We start from the raw sequence: 16,915 nt of genomic DNA, 5'->3' as shown, positions 1-16,915 counted from the left end.
CGGGTGGCGCAAGCCACCCGAACTGTTTTAGCTACGCAGTATCGCGCCGGGATAACCCAGCTGGCGCCACGCCTCATACACCACCACCGACACCGCATTCGACAGGTTCATGCTGCGGCTGTCCGGCATCATCGGAATACGAATTTTCTGCTCGGCTGGCAGGGCATCCAGAATGGTGGCCGGCAGGCCGCGGGTTTCCGGACCAAACATCAGATAATCCCCGTCCTGATAGCTTACGGCGCTGTGTGCTGGCGTGCCTTTGGTGGTCAGGGCGAACATGCGCTGCGGCTTCTCTGCGTCCAGAAACGCGGCGTAATCGTGATGACGAACGACGGCAGTAAACTCATGGTAGTCCAGCCCCGCGCGGCGCAGACGTTTGTCGTCCCACGTAAAGCCCATCGGTTCAATGATGTGCAGACGAAAACCGGTGTTGGCGCACAGGCGGATAATATTGCCGGTGTTCGGCGGAATTTCTGGTTCGAATAAGACGATGTTAAGCATGCTGCCCCCTTAATTGCGGGGGCAGAATAGCAGAAAAGAGAGGGACTAGGCGACGCCCGGCTCCTGCGCGCGGCTATACAGCATTTTGTAGACGGTTGCCGCCGCGGCCACGAGAGCAGGCACGCTGAGGATCATTAAAATACTGTCTGCCTGCCACTGCATGGAAAGAAGCTGGGCGCTGGTCATGGTGCCCGCCACGCCGCCGAAGCGGCCGATCCCCTGCATCCAGGCGATACCCGTCGCGCGGCACTCGGTAGGGTAAAAGGTGGCGGCCAGGGTCTGCATGCCCGACTGCGCGCCGTTCATCGCGATCCCCATCAGGAAAATTAACCCGCCAAACAGGGCGATATGGTTATGCTCAATGCCGAGTAAAAGAATCAGGCCCATCGTCAGCACGAAACCACACGCGACCACCTTGTGCGCTTCCCAGCGATCCATCATCCAGCCCGCGAGCAAAATGCCAGCGGTGCCGCCGAAGGTGAACAGCGAGGTGAGCCAGGCGGATTCCGCCAGCGCATACCCCATCCCCTGCATCAGCGTCGGCATCCAGCTCAGCAGGACGTAATAAATCACCAGTCCCATAAAGTAGGTGACCCACAGCATCAGGGTGCCGGGCAGCCAGGGCATGGAAAACAGCTGCGACACGCTGCCTTTTTTCGACGCGACTTTCTCCTCTGTCAGGAAAAAGCCCGTGACGCTATCCAGCGTGCTGCGGGCGAACCGGCTGGCGATGCGGCGAACCTGGGCGACGTCTTTCCCGCGCTGCACCAGAAACTTCACCGACTCCGGCAACAGCAGCGCCAGCAGCACCGTTAAAATCAGCGGCGCAATCGCGCCGGTCAGCAGCACGCTTCGCCAGCCATGGTGAGGGATAAGCCAGGACGAGATCGCCCCGCCGCCCGCCGCACCCAGCGGAAAGCCGCAGTACATGGTGTTAATTGCCATGGCGCGGCAGCGCTGGGGGGCAAACTCTGAGATCAGCGTGATGGCGTTAGGCATCGCGGCGCCCAGCCCGAGACCGGTCAGAAATCGCCATAGCGTCAGGGTATTCAGACTTTGCGCCCAGGCCGTGCCCAGGCTCGCCAGGCCGAAGAAGAGACACGAAAAGACCAGCACGCGCTTGCGTCCCATCCGGTCCGATACCGGACCTGCAATCAGGGCTCCCAGCGACAGCCCCAGCAGCGCCGCACTCAGCACCGGCCCCAGATCCTGTTTATGTATTCCCCACTCCGTCGACAGCGTAGGCGCAATGTAACCCATCGCTGCGGTATCAAACCCATCGATCGCCAGCACCAGAAAGCCCAGCACAATAAGAAGCCAGTGAAACCCTGAAAAAGGACTTTCATCGATCACCTGCTGAATATCCACCCGACCTGAATACGTCATACGTTCCCCTCCGATGTGATGTTGTTTTTGTGTTCTTGTATTTGCTTGTCTATACAATTGCGGAGGGGCGGGGTGTGTCAAATTTTCTTATCAAGAATGTTACGCAGGTGTTATTTTCGACAAAAAAAGCGCCCGAGGGGAAAGTCGGGCGCGGAAGAAGGGGAGGCTAACCGGGGAAGATCAGGCCGCGTTTCCTTGGGAAAGAGGGGCCAGCGCCGCAGGCAGCTTACTGAGCTCCTGCACCAGAGAGTCTTTGCTGATTTCGCTAATCGACTTCGCCCCGGTCAGGGTCATCGCTACTTTCATCTCTTTCTCGATCAGGTTCAGCAGATTCGCCACGCCCGCCTGGCCGCTGGTGGCCAGCGCGTACAGGTAAGCACGGCCCAGCAGCACGCTGTCGGCGCCGAGCGCAATCATGCGCACCACGTCCAGCCCGTTACGGATGCCGCTATCGGCCAGGATCGCAATATCGCCTTTCACCGCATCGGCAATGGCCGGCAGGGCGCGGGCGGAGGAGAGCACCCCATCAAGCTGGCGGCCACCATGGTTAGAGACCACGATCCCATCGGCGCCAAAACGCACCGCGTCGCGGGCATCTTCCGGGTCGAGGATCCCTTTGATCACCATCGGGCCGTCCCAGAATTCGCGGATCCACTCCAGGTCTTTCCAGGAGATCGACGGATCGAAATTGTTCGCCAGCCAGCCAATGTAGTCCTCCAGCCCGGTCGGTTTACCCAGGTAGGCCGAAATATTGCCCAGATCGTGCGGACGGCCGTTCAACCCGACATCCCACGCCCACTGCGGGTGCGTCACCGCCTGCCAGTAACGGCGCAGGGCCGCGTTAGGGCCGCTCATGCCGGAGTGGGCGTCGCGGTAGCGCGCGCCGGGGGTCGGCATGTCGACGGTAAAGACCAGGGTTGAGCAGCCCGCCGCTTTGGCGCGCTCCAGCGCGTTGCGCATAAAACCGCGATCGCGCAGGACGTACAGCTGGAACCACATCGGGCGCTTGATGGTCGGGGCGACTTCTTCAATCGGGCAGACGGACACGGTGGAAAGGGTAAACGGAATGCCTTTGGCATCTGCGGCGGCGGCGGCCTGCACTTCACCGCGACGGGCATACATGCCACATAAACCGACAGGTGCGAGCGCTACCGGCATGGAGAGCGTCTCGTTAAACAGCTTCGTCTCAAGGCTCAGGTCAGACATATTTTTCAGCACGCGCTGGCGCAGGGCCACTTCCGACAGATCCTCCACGTTACGGCGCAGGGTATATTCGGCATAGGCCCCGCCGTCGATATAGTGGAACAGGAACAGGGGCAAAATGCGCTGCGCCGCGGCGCGATAGTCACTGGCTGCTGAAATAATCATGCTTTGTTCTCCCTGGAAATATCACTCTCGCCAGGCAGACGGGTAATACGCGCCTGTCGGGCCTGATCTTCATCGAATCGTTTAATGGTGGTATGCACGAAGCCGAGATGCGCCATCATCGCCTTACGCGCGGCCTCGGCATCTCCGGCCAGAATGGCGTTGAGCACCGCCTCGTGCTGTTCGGTCAGCTGGGCAAACACCGGCGGCACCAGATACATGCGCTGGCGGCTCTGCTTCACGGAGGATTGCAGCAGGTCGAAGAACCCGCGCATGGTTTGCAGCAGCACCACGTTGTGCGAGGCCTCGGCAATCGCCAGATGGAACCGCACGTCCGCCTGGGAGGCGATGTCCGGGTCGCTGCTTTGCGTGGCTTCAAAACAGGCTTTGAGCTTCTCTTTGTCGGCGTCGGTTGCCCGCATCGCCGCGTGCCACGCGGTGCTGGTTTCGATGGCGTGACGCGCTTCGAGGATGTCGAAGCTGTAGTCCGGGTCGTTTTCCATCAGCGTCTTCAGCGGCTGCACGATGTTTTGTTCGGACCAGTCGTCATGCTGCCAGCGCACGAAGGTGCCGCCGCCGCGACGGCTCAGCAGCACCCCTTCGCTGACCAGCGTCGCCAGCGCCTCGCGCAGTGAGTTGCGCGACACGCCAAGCTGAGCGGCAAGCTGACGCTCGGCGGGCAATCTCATGCCCGCTTCCAGCTGTTGTTCTTCTATCAGCGCCCGTACGCGAGTGGCAATCTCGTCGGACAGGCGTCTGGGCATCACTATCATGGAATCATCCAGGTTAAGACATAGGCCTGCAATGTGGTGATCACGCCCACCATGCAGGTAAATATCAGGCTGTGTTTAACGGTAAAGCGGAACAGATCCGACTCTTTGCCTACCAGCCCCACCGCAGCACAGGCAATGGCGATGGACTGCGGTGAGATCATCTTCCCGGTCACGCCGCCGGTGGTGTTCGCGGCGACCAGCAGCACGTCCGAGACGCCAATCTGCTGCGCGGCCGTGGCCTGTAGGGCAGCAAACAGGGCGTTAGATGACGTATCTGAACCGGTCAGGAACACCCCCAGCCAGCCGAGGAACGGCGAGAAGAAGGTAAACGCGTGGCCGGTATGCGCCAGCGCTAACGCCAGCGTCGACGACAGGCCGGAGTAATTCGAAATAAACGCGAACGCCAGCACCATGCCGATGGAGTAAATCGGCAGCATCAGCTCTTTAATCGTCGCCGCAAAGGTCTGTACCGCGGCGGCAGGCTTCATGCGCAGCCACACAACGGAAAGGATAGCGGCAAACAGGATGGCCGTACCGGTGGCTGAGAACCAGTCGAACTTAAACACTGCCGCATACGGCGTGGCGTCGTGCACCACCGGCGGCATACGGGCGACCATTTTGTCGAGGAACGGCACGGAGATATTAATCACCATGTCGTACAGCGCGCCGCCCGGGGCGAACAGGGCTTTAAACGGCGGAATGCTCCACAGCGTCACGGTGGCGGTCAGGAACAGGAACGGTGACCACGCGCGCACAATCTGTCCGGCGGTATAGCCGGTGCGCGCCAGCGTCTGATCCACGTGCGATGCGCCCATGTCAGCAAAGCGGAAGATACGTACCGGCTGCCAGCGTTTCAGGAACAGCGTCAGACAGACCAGCGACACCAGGGAAGAGATGATGTCCGGCAGTTCCGGGCCGAGGAAGTTGGAGCTGAGATACTGGGCAATGGCGAACGAACCGCCCGCTACCATCACCGCAGGCCAGGTCTCCTTCACGCCGCGCCAGCCGTCCATAATCGCCATGATCCAGAACAGCACGATAATGGTCAGGAACGGCAGCTGGCGGCCCACCATCTGGCCGATCTCGAAGCTGTCCAGCCCGGTCACCTGGCCCGCCACCAGAATCGGAATGCCCATCGCGCCAAACGCCACCGGGGCGGTGTTCACAATCAGGCACAGGCCAGCGGCATACAGCGGATTAAAGCCCAGCCCGACCAGCAGAGCGGCGGTGATCGCCACCGGCGCGCCAAATCCTGCCGCCCCTTCAAGGAACGCCCCGAAGGAGAAACCGACAATCAGCATCTGTAAACGCTGGTCCGGTGTAATAGAGAGAATCGACGAGCGAATAATGTCGAACTGCCCGGTTTTCACCGAGATTTTGTAGACAAAGACAGCGGCGATGATGATCCACGCAATCGGCCACAGGCCGTAGAAGAAACCATACACCACAGAGGCCAGCGCGCGATCGACCGGCATTTTATAGAAGAACAGCGCCACCAGCAGGGCGATGGCAACGGTGTACGTTGCGGCAAGGTAGCCCTTCAGCTTGAGCTTTATCAGCGCAAAGAAGAAGAACAGGATCGGTAGCGATGCGATCAGGCTCGACAGCCAGATATTCCCGGCCGGATCGTAGTTTTGTTGCCAGAGGCTCATGCAGGTCTCCTGAGGACCACACAGGTGTTCGTCGGGTGAGTCTCTGCTCATCTCAGCGTCACACTTAGTGTAAAAGTGGTCCTTCCAATATTGTGATGTAGGGTTAATGGCAATAAATGGTTAACCAAGTGTTGCTATTCAGCAATGCTTTTGTGAAGTGGAGCATCGAAACTGTGAACGATGGATAGCTTTACGCATGATTGGTAGGACCAAAACCGCAAGTTCAACTCACCGCGTGCGTTGGGAGCGGTAGTCAGGTGGAGGGCATTACATTCGCCTTTTGAGCAGATACGGCGCGTAAAAGAGGTTGAATAAAATGGGTATGTGATAATATTGCGTGAATCAAATGAGGTTTGTTTGTTTTATTTATGTTTTTGAAAATCTGTATATGTGTGATCAGAGTGATATATTTCCTATAAATAAAAAATTTTTTTGGTTAAAAATGCGAAATCGAAGCTGTAGCAAAAAATTTTAATTAAGGTAAATTTCACATATAGATTTTAACAGTGTATTACAAACGATCAATTGCTGATCGATAAGGAAATATCCTGTTTAACCGTGATTTTTCAGGATAAAGTGAAAGAATTTTTTGCTGAAGTGACATTTTTTGGCTAATAATATTCTGAAATAAATTGATCAAACAATGATCAGTTAACTCTCTTGTAATTTAGTTGCGGTATTAAAAGCAGATTAATAATTATTAGGGCAATGGAAAGGGGTTAAATTTGTTAGCTGAGTGTTAATTTCAGAATGTTTACAAGCGCGGCGTATTACTTTTCAATACGTAGACGTTAAAAGGCATTTGATTTACTATTTATTCAGAAGCAACGTAACAGAAGATTTTAAATTTATTACTAACCACAACGTATTCAGTGTTATTTTCGGCCAGAAGTCATTCATCAGTTGAAGGATATCTGTGTATGGCCTTCTGAAAATATACGGATTATCACCATGGGATGGACCCTGCTTTATTCTATAAGGTCGCGTCACCCATTCTGCTAAAACCCTTTCGGTGGCGTTTTTAAATCCTTATAGCGGTTATTGTACCTGGTACAACAAGTCTATATCTGTTTAATTTACAGAGGGGAAAGTGTTCCAAATGAAAATCAAAAATGTGGCGCTGGCGATTGCCGCGGCGGGGCTGCTGTTATCTTCTCAATCGGTACTGGCAAGCAGTGATTCTGGCGTTAATGCTTCTCTGGATACCGGTGCGGGTTCGCAAAGTACGGGCGGGGTGATCAATTTTACCGGGAAGATTACCCTTATTTCCTGTGATATTACTCCGGCCTCTAAAAACAAAACGGTAGACCTTGGGGCGTGGGCAAAAAGCTACTTTGACGATCACAACGAAACGACGCCGCGCGAGTTCAAAATCAACGTGGAAAACTGCCCGGAGACGGTTGAATCGGTTGCGGTACTGTTTGACGGAACCAAAGATACGGTGAATGACACACTGCTTCAGGTTACGCCAGGTGAAGGTATGGCGACGGGTGTCGGCGTGAAGCTTTATAACAGCGATCGCAGCACCGCGATTAAACCGGGTACGGTATCTGAAACAACCGCACCGGATGATGAAGGCAATGCTGAATTAACTTTCTATGCCGCACTTGACAAAGATGGCACAGAAATCAACGCCGGCGATGTTAACGCCGTTTCTAACTTCCTGATGGTTTATAACTGATTTCACTGTCAGCCACCTCCAGAGATAATAATGATGAAACGTTTATCGTATATTATGCTCACTGCATTAATGGTTAGTTCTGCGTCAGTTTCCGCTGGCGTTGTAATGGGGGGAACACGGATCGTATACCCACAACACAGCAAGGAGGTGGCATTTTCTGTTTCTAATATGGAAAGTGCGGTTCCCTATCTTATTCAGTCGTGGGTTGAAGGGGATGGGCAGGGTAAAAATAACGCTGCGCCATTTATTGTCACGCCACCTCTGTTCAGACTTGATCCGGAGCAGACCAATACGCTGCGTATTCAATATACCGGCGCTCCGCTGCCCACAGATCGTGAATCTGTATTCTGGCTCGATATTAAAGCGATTGCGCCAAAGCCAAAAGAGAGCAGCAACGAATTACAAGTTAACGTTAAATCGAAATTTAAAATTTTCTACCGCCCGGACAATCTAAAAGGGGACGCTGCAACTGCCTGGCAGAAAATAACGTTTTCGCGGACGGGAAAAGGGCTTAAGGCCGCTAACCCGACGCCATACTACGTCTCTTTTTATCGGCTGACCGTTGGCGGGCATAAAATTGAGCAGCCGGGCATGATCGGTCCAGGGGAAACCCGTGAATGGCCTGTGTCCGCCTCCGGGGGCGTAAGCTGGTCGGCTATTAATGATTTTGGTGCCATCACCGCCACCCACACCCAGCCTCTTTAAGATCATGCCTTTTCGCCTGTTTCGTTACGCGCCGCTTTCAGTGTTGCTGCTTAGCTTCAGCCGTGCGGGGATGGCCGAGGATTACTTTGATCCCGCCGCGCTGGAGCTTTCCTCTACTGAACAGAAAACGGCGGATCTGCACTATTTCTCTGAAAAGGGCGGGCAGATGCCAGGCACCTGGCTCGTGACGCTGGAGATTAACGGACGCGAGGAGCGGCATCAGGAGATCACCTTCGTCAATGAGAAAGGCAGCCTGCAACCCGTTTTTAGCGTATCGCTGCTGGAAGCGCTTGGCGTAAATGTAGGGGCCATTCCTGCATTCTCCCGGTTGCAGGAGGGAGAAACGTTCACGCACCTCGAGGATTTTATTCCGGCAGCGCGAACCTCCTATGATTTCAACCAACAGCGCCTTTTTCTCAACCTGCCGCAGGCGGCGATGAAACACCGCAGCCGTGGCTACGTGCCGCAGTCGCAGTGGGACGATGGTATCCCGGCGGCATTTAGTGATTACAGTCTGTCGGGCGGTCAGGCCCGTCATCAGAGCGGGGTCACGACATCCAGCTATCTGAGCCTGCGTAACGGCATCAATCTGGGGGCGTGGCGGTTGCGCAACACTTCGGCCTGGAGCCACAGCGACGCGGGCGGCAACCATTTTCAGTCGCAAAGTAGCTGGCTGAGCCGGGATATTCGCCGTCTTAACAGCCAGCTACGGATCGGCGATGCCTGGACCGCAGGCGACGTCTTCGATAGCGTGGCGTTTCGCGGGGTTCAGCTCTCGTCCAGCGAGAGCATGTTACCCGACAGCCAGCGCGGCTTCGCACCAACCATCCGCGGCGTTGTACACAGCTTCGCTAAAGTCTCCGTTTCGCAAAATGGCTATGTGATCTATGAAACCTGGGTGGCCGCCGGGCCATTTATCATTAACGATCTGTTCCCCGGCGCACAAAGCGGCGATCTACAGGTTACGGTCACGGAAAGTGACGGCTCAACGCGCGTCTTTACCCAACCCTATTCTGCGGTGCCGTTTATGCGACGCCAGGGCAGCCTGAAATACAGTCTCAACGCCGGACGATTTCACTCCGGCTCCGGCGATGCGCGTTCGCCTGAGTTTGTTGAAGGCGCTTTTTTCTACGGTCTGCTCTCCAGGATGACGGTGTATGGCGGCTTTCGTACGGCGAGCAACTACCAGGCCGGTGCAATTGGCATAGGCAGAGGGTTTGGCGCATTTGGCTCGCTGGGCATTGACGATACGCTGGCAAAAAGCCATTTACCCGACGGCAAAAACGCGATAGGGCAGGCGTGGCGCATTCAGTATCAGAAAGATTTCAGCGCTACCGGCACCGCCTTCAACCTGGCGAGTTATCGCTATGCCTCGCGCAATTACTATGAATTTAGTGAACTGAATCAGTCTGACAGCCAACAGCTGCAACTCAATAATCGCCGTAGCCGCTCGCAGGTCACCTTTTCACAGACGCTGGGTCAGTTCGGCAGCCTCAGCGTCTCGGCATGGATGCAGGATTACTGGCATACGTCCGGGCAGGATAAAACCATCCACATTGGCTGGTACACCAGCTGGCGGGGCATTTCCTGGGGCGCGGGATATGACTACACCGACTCAGCGCGTGAGCAGCATCCCGATCGCACCGTGTCGTTTAACGTCAATGTTCCGCTTGGCCACGGGTTACCGGACAGCTCGGTCAGTTACTTCATCAACCACAACAATCGTGGAATGACCACGCAGCAGATGTCTCTCAACGGCAGCGCGCTGGCGAATCGCAACCTTAATTACAGCGTTCAGCAGAGTAAGGCCAGCGAAGGACAAGCCGACAGTACCAGCCTGGCGCTGCAATACAACGGTGGCTACGGCAACGTCAGCCTCGGTTATGACCACAGCCGAAGCGGTAGCAACGCGAGCCTCGGACTCGCCGGAGGCGTTATCGCCACGCAGTATGGCGTCACACTTAGCGAGCCGCTGGGCGATACCGTCGCCCTGCTGCGCGTGCCCGGTGCGGCGAACGTTGAGCCGGAGGGTTACAACGGGATCCATACCGACAGCCGCGGCTATGCGGTCATGCCAACGCTCTCGGCGTATCGCAAAAATACCGTCAGCCTTGATACGGCGACGCTGGGTGAGAACGTCGACGTTGAGCAGAGCGGTCTGACGCTCATTCCCACCAGCGGCGCGGTGGTGCTGGCCAATTACAAAACCCACATTGGTTATCGCGTTCTGTTTTCCCTGCGCTACCACGGTGAACCGTTGCCGTTTGGCGCGCAGGCTGAAGTGGTGGAGCAGAACCGCCATTCTGCAAACCGAAGCATGGTCGCTGACGGCGGTCAGGCCTACCTGAGCGGAGTACCCGAGCGCGGTACCCTGCGCGTCACCTGGTATGAAAACGGGGAGCAGCAGCAATGCCAGACACCTTTCAGACTGGGGAAAGCTCATATGGCCCCCGGCATCGCTACGCTGTCTCTTGAGTGCCACTAGAGGAATATCATGCGTCACTTTATTCAATGGGTTTTCTATCTGAGCCTTCTTTCGCTTTTTGGCATGCTGAGTTTTCATGCCCATGCCCAGACTTCAACCTGCCGCACCACGCGCGATCAGTGGGTCGTTCAGGTGCCTTATGCCATTGGGTATGCGCCCGGCACGGCTGACTGGACGCCGATATCTGCGCCGATACAGTCTACCGGGGCGGATTTCTACAGCTGTGATGGCGGGAATGACGCCTGGCGTAGTATCGGCTTTGTCGAGCTGGATAACCCCGTCGGCACCGTGGTGGGGGAAGACGGCGCGTCACGTCACGTCTATAAAACTCAGATCGACGGCATCGGCTACGCGCTGGGGTTCCGGGAACAGCAGTACTGCGGCGCCGATGCGGTACGCTATATTGACGGCACAAGTCAGGTGAATGGCAAAGAGTCCCGGCGTATCTGTGATGCCTCACAGAATCCTGCCTTTGCCAGCGCCCCAACGTATAAATTGCAGTTCTGGGTGGTGTTTTACAAAATCCCGACGACCAGCCCCATGCCTGACGATAACGCCAACTCCCAGGAGCAAAATGTCGGATCGCTGATATTGCAGGCGGGAGAAAATCAAGCCAGCGCCACCAACGTGGCGACACCAGTACAGATTCATCTCGCCAGCTTCACCGTCAGGCGTACCAGCTGTTCAGTGGGCTCTCGCAGCATTCTTGTTCCCATGGGGAGCGTGAGCCAGCGTGAATTTCACGGCATCGGCTCCCGCGCCGGGGGCGGACGCTTCAGCATTCCGGTGACTTGCGAAAATAACACGGCGGTTAAGATGGGTTTCTTTGGCGATACCACGCCGGGCAACGATCGGGCGCTGGCGTTGACGAAGCAGGAGGATAGCGCCAGCGGTGTCGGGATCGAACTGCTTTACGGTGACAATACCGGTTCGGTTCAGGGGCAGGTGGTACCGTGGAACACCCCGCAGGTGTCAGCGCTTGGGCAAGTAGGGGATAACCAGACGCAAACCTTCTGGTTTGATGCGCATTACATTCAGACGGAAGCGAACGTGACGGCGGGAAAAGCGGATGCGATGGCCACGTTTAACCTGATTTACAACTGAGTTTCCCCTGCCGCAGCGGCAGGGGAGGACGATCAGAACGCGGTCTTACAAAAACCCGTCATCTCTTTCAGGCCCATTTCGCGGCCAAGCTCGGTCATCGGGTGCACCACCACCAGGCCACGGACGCTTTTCTTCAGCTTGCCCATATCGGCCTGCTCTTTTTTGGTGATCGCGCGGCGATGCGGCATGTTCATCAGCTTCTGCGCTTCTTTACTCAGCTTCTGGCCTTTCACTTCGCGCAGGCGTTCAATTTCCGCCTCCAGCTTCACGGACTCTTTTTCCAGCTCGGCATATTTCTCGGCGGAATCAACAAGGGTGAGGCCAGCCATCTGATGGCGGATCATATCCAGACGGTCGCTCAGGCGTTTAATTTCGTTCTTTTCGACTTCTTTCATGACAAATAACTCTGAAAACGGGGAATTTACAGGGAAGGATACACCAATGTGTGCGGGCTTACTTCTGAAACGCTTTTTTTAAGCTGATTTTAGAAATCAGCTCAGTCAGGGAAAGCACCATGGTGGAGCGGACAACCTGTTGATAACGCAGCTTTTGCATCGCGTACAGCTCTGGGTCGCTGTTATCAAACTGAGGTGCGGGAGGGAGCGCGGATACGCAGTGCAGTTCGCCGAAGGGCCCCAGTATCTCATCATCGGTAAAGGTGTACTCATTGCCGTCATGATTGAGCTCTTCGCGCAGCGCCATTAACAGCTCGGCGTCTTCATACTCCTGACGGTTCAGCACGCCGAGACCGTAAATCAGCTTCAGCCGTACCGATAAATCGCCCAGCGGTCCGTCTCCGTCCAGTAACGGTTCTACAGCGTACTTTACCGCGTAGTCGTCTTTGCGAAACACCTGAAGCACCAGAATGTTTACCGCCTCGGTTAACAGCTCGACGGCGGTAATCAGGAAACTTCGTACGGTTTTGCCAGCATTCAGACGCTCAAGCACACGATTTTCAAAGGCCTGGGTTTGTTCCATTATTGCCTGCATATCTGACAATCTGTTATTCGGGCGCAGGCTCACCTGCGCCGGACTCTGCATCATTTGGTTGCGTTGTATGCGCTGACCGCCTCCGCAACTACGTCACTGTTGGCATCCAGACCGGAGATCTGCGCCAGCGCAGCTTGCGCGCCTTTGTCATCAATCAGCTGAGCCAGCTCAATTGCCTGCGGGTCCTGCTCGCTGCGGTAGTGCATTGCGGCAGCGATTCCCTTCACCAGGTTAGCGTGCGGCAGGCCGTATTCCAGCGTGCCCAGCAGCGGTTTAATCAGGCGATCGCCCGCGCTCAGTTTACGCAGCGGCTGACGACCCACGCGCTCAACGTCATCTTTCAGATACGGGTTTTCAAAACGACCGAGGATTTTCTGGATGTATGCTGCGTGTTTATCAGCATCAAAACCGTAGCGTTTGATCAGCACCGCGCCGCTCTCTTCCATTGCCCCTTTGACCACCGCACGGATGTTCTCATCGAGGATCGCGTCACGAATGGTCTGATGACCGGCCAATTTTCCGAGGTACGCGGTTATAGCATGCCCGGTGTTCAGCGTGAAGAGTTTACGTTCGACAAATGCCATCAGGTTATCGGTTAATTCCATTCCCGGAATGGTCGGCAGCGCGCCCTTAAACTGGGTTTTATCAACGATCCACTCGCTGAAGGTTTCCACCGTCACTTCCAGCGGGTTGTTGGTGGCGGATGCTGACGGCGGAACGATGCGGTCAACGGCGGAATCAACAAAACCTACGTGCGCTTCAACCCAGGCTTTATCTTCATCAGCCACAGCGGCCAGAACGTGGCCTTTCAGCTGCGTGGTGCCGCGCACCATGTTTTCACAGGCGATGATGTTCAGCGGCGTTTCAACGCCCTGTGCTTTACGCTTCGCCAGGCCTTTCGCGACCGCCGGGGCGATACGCTCAAGCACCACCGGACCCACGGCGGTGGTGACCAGATCAACGCTGGCAATAAGATCGATAACATCGTCGCCAATGCTGCTTACCGCGTTGACGCCAGAGACCGTTTCAACCTGTTCGTTTTCACCCACCACGTGAACCTGATAGCTATGACGGGCATTCAGGGCATCCAGAACCACCTGATTCACATCGGCGAATGTCAGGGTAATACCCGCGTCTGCCAGCAGTTTACCGATAAAGCCACGACCAATATTACCTGCGCCAAAATGTAATGCTTTCATAGTGTTAACCTTCATCAATGTTTTTACCCGAGAGGGCTGGGGTGAGGAACGTTTTCCCCTCACCCTAGCCCTCTCCCCGGGGGGAGAGGGAGGAGTACCGTTATTTGTTAAGCAGGGCCAGAACTTCTTCAACGCTGGTGGTGTTGGCCAGACGCTCAATAACCGTTTCGTCATCCAGCGCGTTGGTCAGGCTGGTAATCACCTGGATATGCTCGTTGTTGCGAGCGGCGATACCAATCACCAGACGGGCGATGTCGTCCTCTTCTTCACCGAAGCGCACGCCATCAGGATACTGACAGAACACCACGCCGGTTTTCAGCACGCGGTCTTTGGCTTCCACCGTACCGTGTGGAACCGCGATGGATTCACCCAGGTAGGTTGGGGTCAGCTTTTCACGCTCCAGCATCGCCTCAACGTATTCCGGCTGAACGTAGCCACCTTTCACCAGCTGCTCACCGGCGAAGCGAATGGCCTCTTCTTTATTGGTCGCCGTGCGGCCAAGGAAGATGTTTTCTGCGCCCAGTTTGAACAGATGCGCGTTGCTCTCGTCGAAGCTGTCTTGCAGGCTGGTACGTACTTTCACTTCGTTATCTTCATGGCGCTGCGCCGCCACCAGACGTTCGGTCAGGCTCGTGTACAGGCCGCTGTCGAGGAAGTTGGTCAGGGAAATGTGCTGCGCCTGCGGTACCTGACGCATAGCGCGTTCGGTCAGATCGCGGTGCGTGATCACCAGGTCAACGTCCGGCGGCAGGCTGTTAATCGCGCTGTTGGTGACGGAGATGTTGGTCAGACCCGCATCCTGCACTTTCTTACGCAGCACGCCCGCACCCATTGCGCTGGAGCCCATACCGGCATCGCAGGCAACGATGATTTTACGAACGTGGCTCAGGTCGTTAGAGACATCGCCTGCCGCCAGCGGCGTTGCGCCTTTGGATTCGGCTTTCATGTCATGCATACGACGGGTTGCCGCTTCGATATCGTCGTCTTCTTTCACCTTGCTGGTTTTCAGCAGGATAGCGGAGGCCACGAAGGAGACCGCCATGGCCGCACAGATCGCCGCGATGTTCGCGAAGTAGGCGCCTTTCGGGGTCATCGCCAGCACCGCCAGGATAGAGCCCGGAGAAGCAGGAGACACCAGACCACCGCCCAGTACACTCAGGGTGAACACGCCGGTCATACCGCCAAGGATAACGGCCAGGATCAGACGTGGGTTCATCAGTACATACGGGAAGTAAATTTCGTGAATACCGCCCAGGAAGTGAATGATCGCCGCGCCGCCAGCAGACTGTTTCGCGCTGCCGCGACCAAAGAACATGTATGCCAGCAGAACGCCCATACCCGGACCCGGGTTCGCTTCAATCAGGAAGAAGATGGACTTGCCGAGATCGTGAGACTGCTGAATACCCAGCGGCGAGAAGATACCGTGGTTGATGGCGTTGTTCAGGAACAGGATTTTCGCCGGTTCAACGAAGATTGACGCCAGCGGCAGCATGTCATGCGCCACCATGAAGTTAACGCCCGCCGCCAGCAGCTTGGAGAGCACTTCAACCGCAGGGCCAATGCCGAGGAACGCCAGAATCGCGAGGATCATCCCGATGATGCCCGCGGAGAAGTTGTTCACCAGCATTTCGAAGCCGGATTTGATCTTGCCATCAACCCAGACGTCAAATTTCTTAATCGCCCAGCCGCCCAGAGGACCGGCAATCATCGCACCGAGGAACATCGGCATATCCGCACCGACGATCACCCCCATGGTTGTGATGGCACCCACGACGCCACCACGGTCACCGCCCACCAGACGACCACCGGTATAACCGATGAGCAGCGGCAGCAGGTACGTAATCATTGGGCCAACAAGTTTCGCCAGCGTTTCGTTAGGCAACCACCCTGTCGGAATAAATAATGCGGTGATAATACCCCACGCGATAAACGCGCCGATATTAGGCATCACCATGTTGCTGAGGAAACGACCAAAGCTTTGCACTTTGATCTTGAAATCGGATGACATAAAACACCCCTTCTTATGTTTACGCTTAGGCTTGTGGCCCGAGGTTTATCGTTAATGTGCGGCGGCAGAGGTAGCCGGGCCCTGTTCTGATGCTGTGAAATCTGGCACTGAATCGTTCAACTGTCCAGACAGCGAAATTTTGTGTGATCTGAATCACATGAATGTAGGGGGTGAGGACATTAATGAAGTGATCGCGATCACATAATGAGTGTGTAAAAAAAATACATCGTTCAGAATTACGCCAAAATGGGCGAGTTTTTGTGATTAATATCACAATGTTAAGTTGGCTGTTTGTTTTCAGATTGTGATTTGATTCACAAAATATTTTTATGCAGATTTCTCCCGTATCCCCTCACGACAGGAATGCGATACGCACACCTGCCTTTTACCACGGCTTGATCCATACTGACCTCTTTGTGGGCATTAAGGATAAGCAATGAAACTCATCGGCAGTTATACAAGTCCTTTCGTGCGTAAGATTTCGATTCTCCTGCTGGAGAAAGGGATTGAATTTGAATTCGTAAATGAACAACCCTACAACGCAGAGAACGGCGTTGCGCAGTACAACCCGCTGGGGAAAGTCCCGGCGCTGGTAACGGACGAGGGCGACTACTGGTTTGATTCCCCGATCATTGCGGAGTACATCGAGCTGCTTGGCGTTGCGCCAGCCATGCTGCCGGCGGATCCAAAAGCAGCGCTGGCGATGAAGCAAATTGAAGCCCTGGCGGATGGCATTATGGATGCGGCATTAACGTCCGTACGCGAGCAGGCAAGGCCCGCCGCCCAGCAGTCAGAAAATGAGCTGCTGCGCCAGCGCGAAAAAATCAGCCGCAGCCTGGATATGTGCGAACAGCTGATCCGCGACGGGAAAATTCAGAGCGATAGCCTGAATCTGGCGACGATCGCCATCGCCTGCGCCATCGGCTACCTCAATTTCCGCCGCGTCTCGCCGGGCTGGTGCGTGGATCGTCCGCTGCTGGTCAAACTGGCGGAGACGCTCTTCCAGCGCGAAAGTTTCGCCCGGACTGAACCACCAAAGGCTTGATGCGGGTTATAACACTTCCTG

General features: G+C 55.7%; 14 protein-coding genes. 5 read left to right on the top strand and 9 right to left on the bottom strand.

The window, feature by feature from the left end; all coding sequences use genetic code 11:
* Positions 1-27 precede the first annotated feature (27 nt).
* The 5 genes from trmL to lldP form a co-directional block, all read right to left on the bottom strand.
* Positions 28-501, bottom strand: a complete 474-nt coding sequence (trmL, locus tag ACOTX1_RS20765) for a tRNA (uridine(34)/cytosine(34)/5-carboxymethylaminomethyluridine(34)-2'-O)-methyltransferase TrmL (protein WP_022649772.1) — start codon at positions 499-501, stop codon at positions 28-30.
* Positions 502-546: 45 nt separating this feature from the next.
* Positions 547-1,887: an MFS transporter gene (locus ACOTX1_RS20760; RefSeq protein ID WP_023315025.1), complete on the bottom strand. Its 1,341-nt coding sequence runs from the start codon at positions 1,885-1,887 to the stop codon at positions 547-549.
* A 180-nt stretch (positions 1,888-2,067) separates the two neighbouring features.
* Positions 2,068-3,255 (bottom strand): FMN-dependent L-lactate dehydrogenase LldD, encoded by a 1,188-nt coding sequence (lldD, locus tag ACOTX1_RS20755; protein WP_421766866.1) that lies wholly within the window; start codon positions 3,253-3,255, stop codon positions 2,068-2,070.
* Positions 3,252-4,025 carry a transcriptional regulator LldR gene (gene lldR, locus ACOTX1_RS20750; protein ID WP_006808630.1) on the bottom strand — a complete coding sequence of 258 codons (774 nt, stop codon included), beginning with the start codon at positions 4,023-4,025 and terminating at the stop codon, positions 3,252-3,254. Before lldR ends, lldD begins: the two co-directional genes overlap by 4 nt.
* Positions 4,022-5,677 (bottom strand): L-lactate permease, encoded by a 1,656-nt coding sequence (gene lldP / locus ACOTX1_RS20745; protein WP_003860175.1) that lies wholly within the window; start codon positions 5,675-5,677, stop codon positions 4,022-4,024. Before lldP ends, lldR begins: the two co-directional genes overlap by 4 nt.
* Positions 5,678-6,776: 1,099 nt before the next feature.
* Between lldP and ACOTX1_RS20740 the strand changes: the two genes are divergently transcribed.
* Genes ACOTX1_RS20740 through ACOTX1_RS20725 form a run of 4 tightly spaced genes read left to right on the top strand, consistent with a single transcriptional unit; the run spans position 6,777 to position 11,652 of the window.
* Positions 6,777-7,358 (top strand): fimbrial protein, encoded by a 582-nt coding sequence (locus tag ACOTX1_RS20740; protein WP_003860173.1) that lies wholly within the window; start codon positions 6,777-6,779, stop codon positions 7,356-7,358.
* Positions 7,359-7,388: 30 nt separating this feature from the next.
* Complete coding sequence (locus ACOTX1_RS20735; RefSeq protein WP_022652045.1) at positions 7,389-8,063, top strand: fimbrial biogenesis chaperone; 675 nt, start codon at positions 7,389-7,391, stop codon at positions 8,061-8,063.
* Positions 8,064-8,067: 4 nt separating this feature from the next.
* On the top strand, positions 8,068-10,548 hold the full coding sequence (locus tag ACOTX1_RS20730) for a fimbria/pilus outer membrane usher protein (RefSeq protein ID WP_032667188.1): 2,481 nt from the start codon (positions 8,068-8,070) through the stop codon (positions 10,546-10,548).
* Between the two features lie 9 nt (positions 10,549-10,557).
* The gene (locus ACOTX1_RS20725) at positions 10,558-11,652 is read left to right on the top strand and encodes a fimbrial protein (protein WP_023315023.1); all 1,095 of its coding nucleotides are present in this window, start codon (positions 10,558-10,560) and stop codon (positions 11,650-11,652) included.
* 32 nt (positions 11,653-11,684) lie between these two features.
* On the opposite strand, the gene ACOTX1_RS20720 is transcribed toward ACOTX1_RS20725, so the two are convergent.
* The 4 genes from ACOTX1_RS20720 to ACOTX1_RS20705 form a co-directional block, all read right to left on the bottom strand.
* Positions 11,685-12,047: a YibL family ribosome-associated protein gene (locus ACOTX1_RS20720; protein WP_023315022.1), complete on the bottom strand. Its 363-nt coding sequence runs from the start codon at positions 12,045-12,047 to the stop codon at positions 11,685-11,687.
* 58 nt (positions 12,048-12,105) lie between these two features.
* Positions 12,106-12,696: a mannitol operon repressor MtlR gene (gene mtlR, locus ACOTX1_RS20715; protein WP_023315021.1), complete on the bottom strand. Its 591-nt coding sequence runs from the start codon at positions 12,694-12,696 to the stop codon at positions 12,106-12,108.
* Positions 12,693-13,841 (bottom strand): mannitol-1-phosphate 5-dehydrogenase, encoded by a 1,149-nt coding sequence (gene mtlD / locus ACOTX1_RS20710; protein WP_023315020.1) that lies wholly within the window; start codon positions 13,839-13,841, stop codon positions 12,693-12,695. The genes mtlR and mtlD overlap by 4 nt, the downstream gene beginning before the upstream one ends.
* A gap of 100 nt (positions 13,842-13,941) precedes the next feature.
* Positions 13,942-15,849, bottom strand: coding sequence for a PTS mannitol transporter subunit IICBA (locus ACOTX1_RS20705; RefSeq protein ID WP_023315019.1), 1,908 nt, complete (start codon positions 15,847-15,849; stop codon positions 13,942-13,944).
* A gap of 436 nt (positions 15,850-16,285) precedes the next feature.
* On the opposite strand from ACOTX1_RS20705, the gene ACOTX1_RS20700 reads away from it, so the two are divergent.
* Complete coding sequence (locus ACOTX1_RS20700; RefSeq protein ID WP_015572763.1) at positions 16,286-16,894, top strand: glutathione S-transferase; 609 nt, start codon at positions 16,286-16,288, stop codon at positions 16,892-16,894.
* Positions 16,895-16,915 lie beyond the last annotated feature (21 nt).

This window comes from Enterobacter cloacae complex sp. IR5401 (assembly GCF_049238425.1).
Lineage (GTDB): Bacteria > Pseudomonadota > Gammaproteobacteria > Enterobacterales > Enterobacteriaceae > Enterobacter > Enterobacter hormaechei_C.
Note: the sequence above shows the minus strand (reverse complement) of the source record. Positions and strands in the feature narration are given on the sequence as shown.

What these genes read in the sequence shown, in the direction of transcription:
- trmL (WP_022649772.1), bottom strand. Translation starts at nt 501, where the DNA reads ATGCTTAACATCGTCTTATTCGAACCAGAAATTCCGCCGAACACCGGC.
- ACOTX1_RS20760 (WP_023315025.1), bottom strand. Translation starts at nt 1,887, where the DNA reads ATGACGTATTCAGGTCGGGTGGATATTCAGCAGGTGATCGATGAAAGT.
- lldD (WP_421766866.1), bottom strand. Translation starts at nt 3,255, where the DNA reads ATGATTATTTCAGCAGCCAGTGACTATCGCGCCGCGGCGCAGCGCATT.
- lldR (WP_006808630.1), bottom strand. Translation starts at nt 4,025, where the DNA reads ATGATAGTGATGCCCAGACGCCTGTCCGACGAGATTGCCACTCGCGTA.
- lldP (WP_003860175.1), bottom strand. Translation starts at nt 5,677, where the DNA reads ATGAGCCTCTGGCAACAAAACTACGATCCGGCCGGGAATATCTGGCTG.
- ACOTX1_RS20740 (WP_003860173.1), top strand. Translation starts at nt 6,777, where the DNA reads ATGAAAATCAAAAATGTGGCGCTGGCGATTGCCGCGGCGGGGCTGCTG.
- ACOTX1_RS20735 (WP_022652045.1), top strand. Translation starts at nt 7,389, where the DNA reads ATGATGAAACGTTTATCGTATATTATGCTCACTGCATTAATGGTTAGT.
- ACOTX1_RS20730 (WP_032667188.1), top strand. Translation starts at nt 8,068, where the DNA reads ATGCCTTTTCGCCTGTTTCGTTACGCGCCGCTTTCAGTGTTGCTGCTT.
- ACOTX1_RS20725 (WP_023315023.1), top strand. Translation starts at nt 10,558, where the DNA reads ATGCGTCACTTTATTCAATGGGTTTTCTATCTGAGCCTTCTTTCGCTT.
- ACOTX1_RS20720 (WP_023315022.1), bottom strand. Translation starts at nt 12,047, where the DNA reads ATGAAAGAAGTCGAAAAGAACGAAATTAAACGCCTGAGCGACCGTCTG.
- mtlR (WP_023315021.1), bottom strand. Translation starts at nt 12,696, where the DNA reads ATGATGCAGAGTCCGGCGCAGGTGAGCCTGCGCCCGAATAACAGATTG.
- mtlD (WP_023315020.1), bottom strand. Translation starts at nt 13,841, where the DNA reads ATGAAAGCATTACATTTTGGCGCAGGTAATATTGGTCGTGGCTTTATC.
- ACOTX1_RS20705 (WP_023315019.1), bottom strand. Translation starts at nt 15,849, where the DNA reads ATGTCATCCGATTTCAAGATCAAAGTGCAAAGCTTTGGTCGTTTCCTC.
- ACOTX1_RS20700 (WP_015572763.1), top strand. Translation starts at nt 16,286, where the DNA reads ATGAAACTCATCGGCAGTTATACAAGTCCTTTCGTGCGTAAGATTTCG.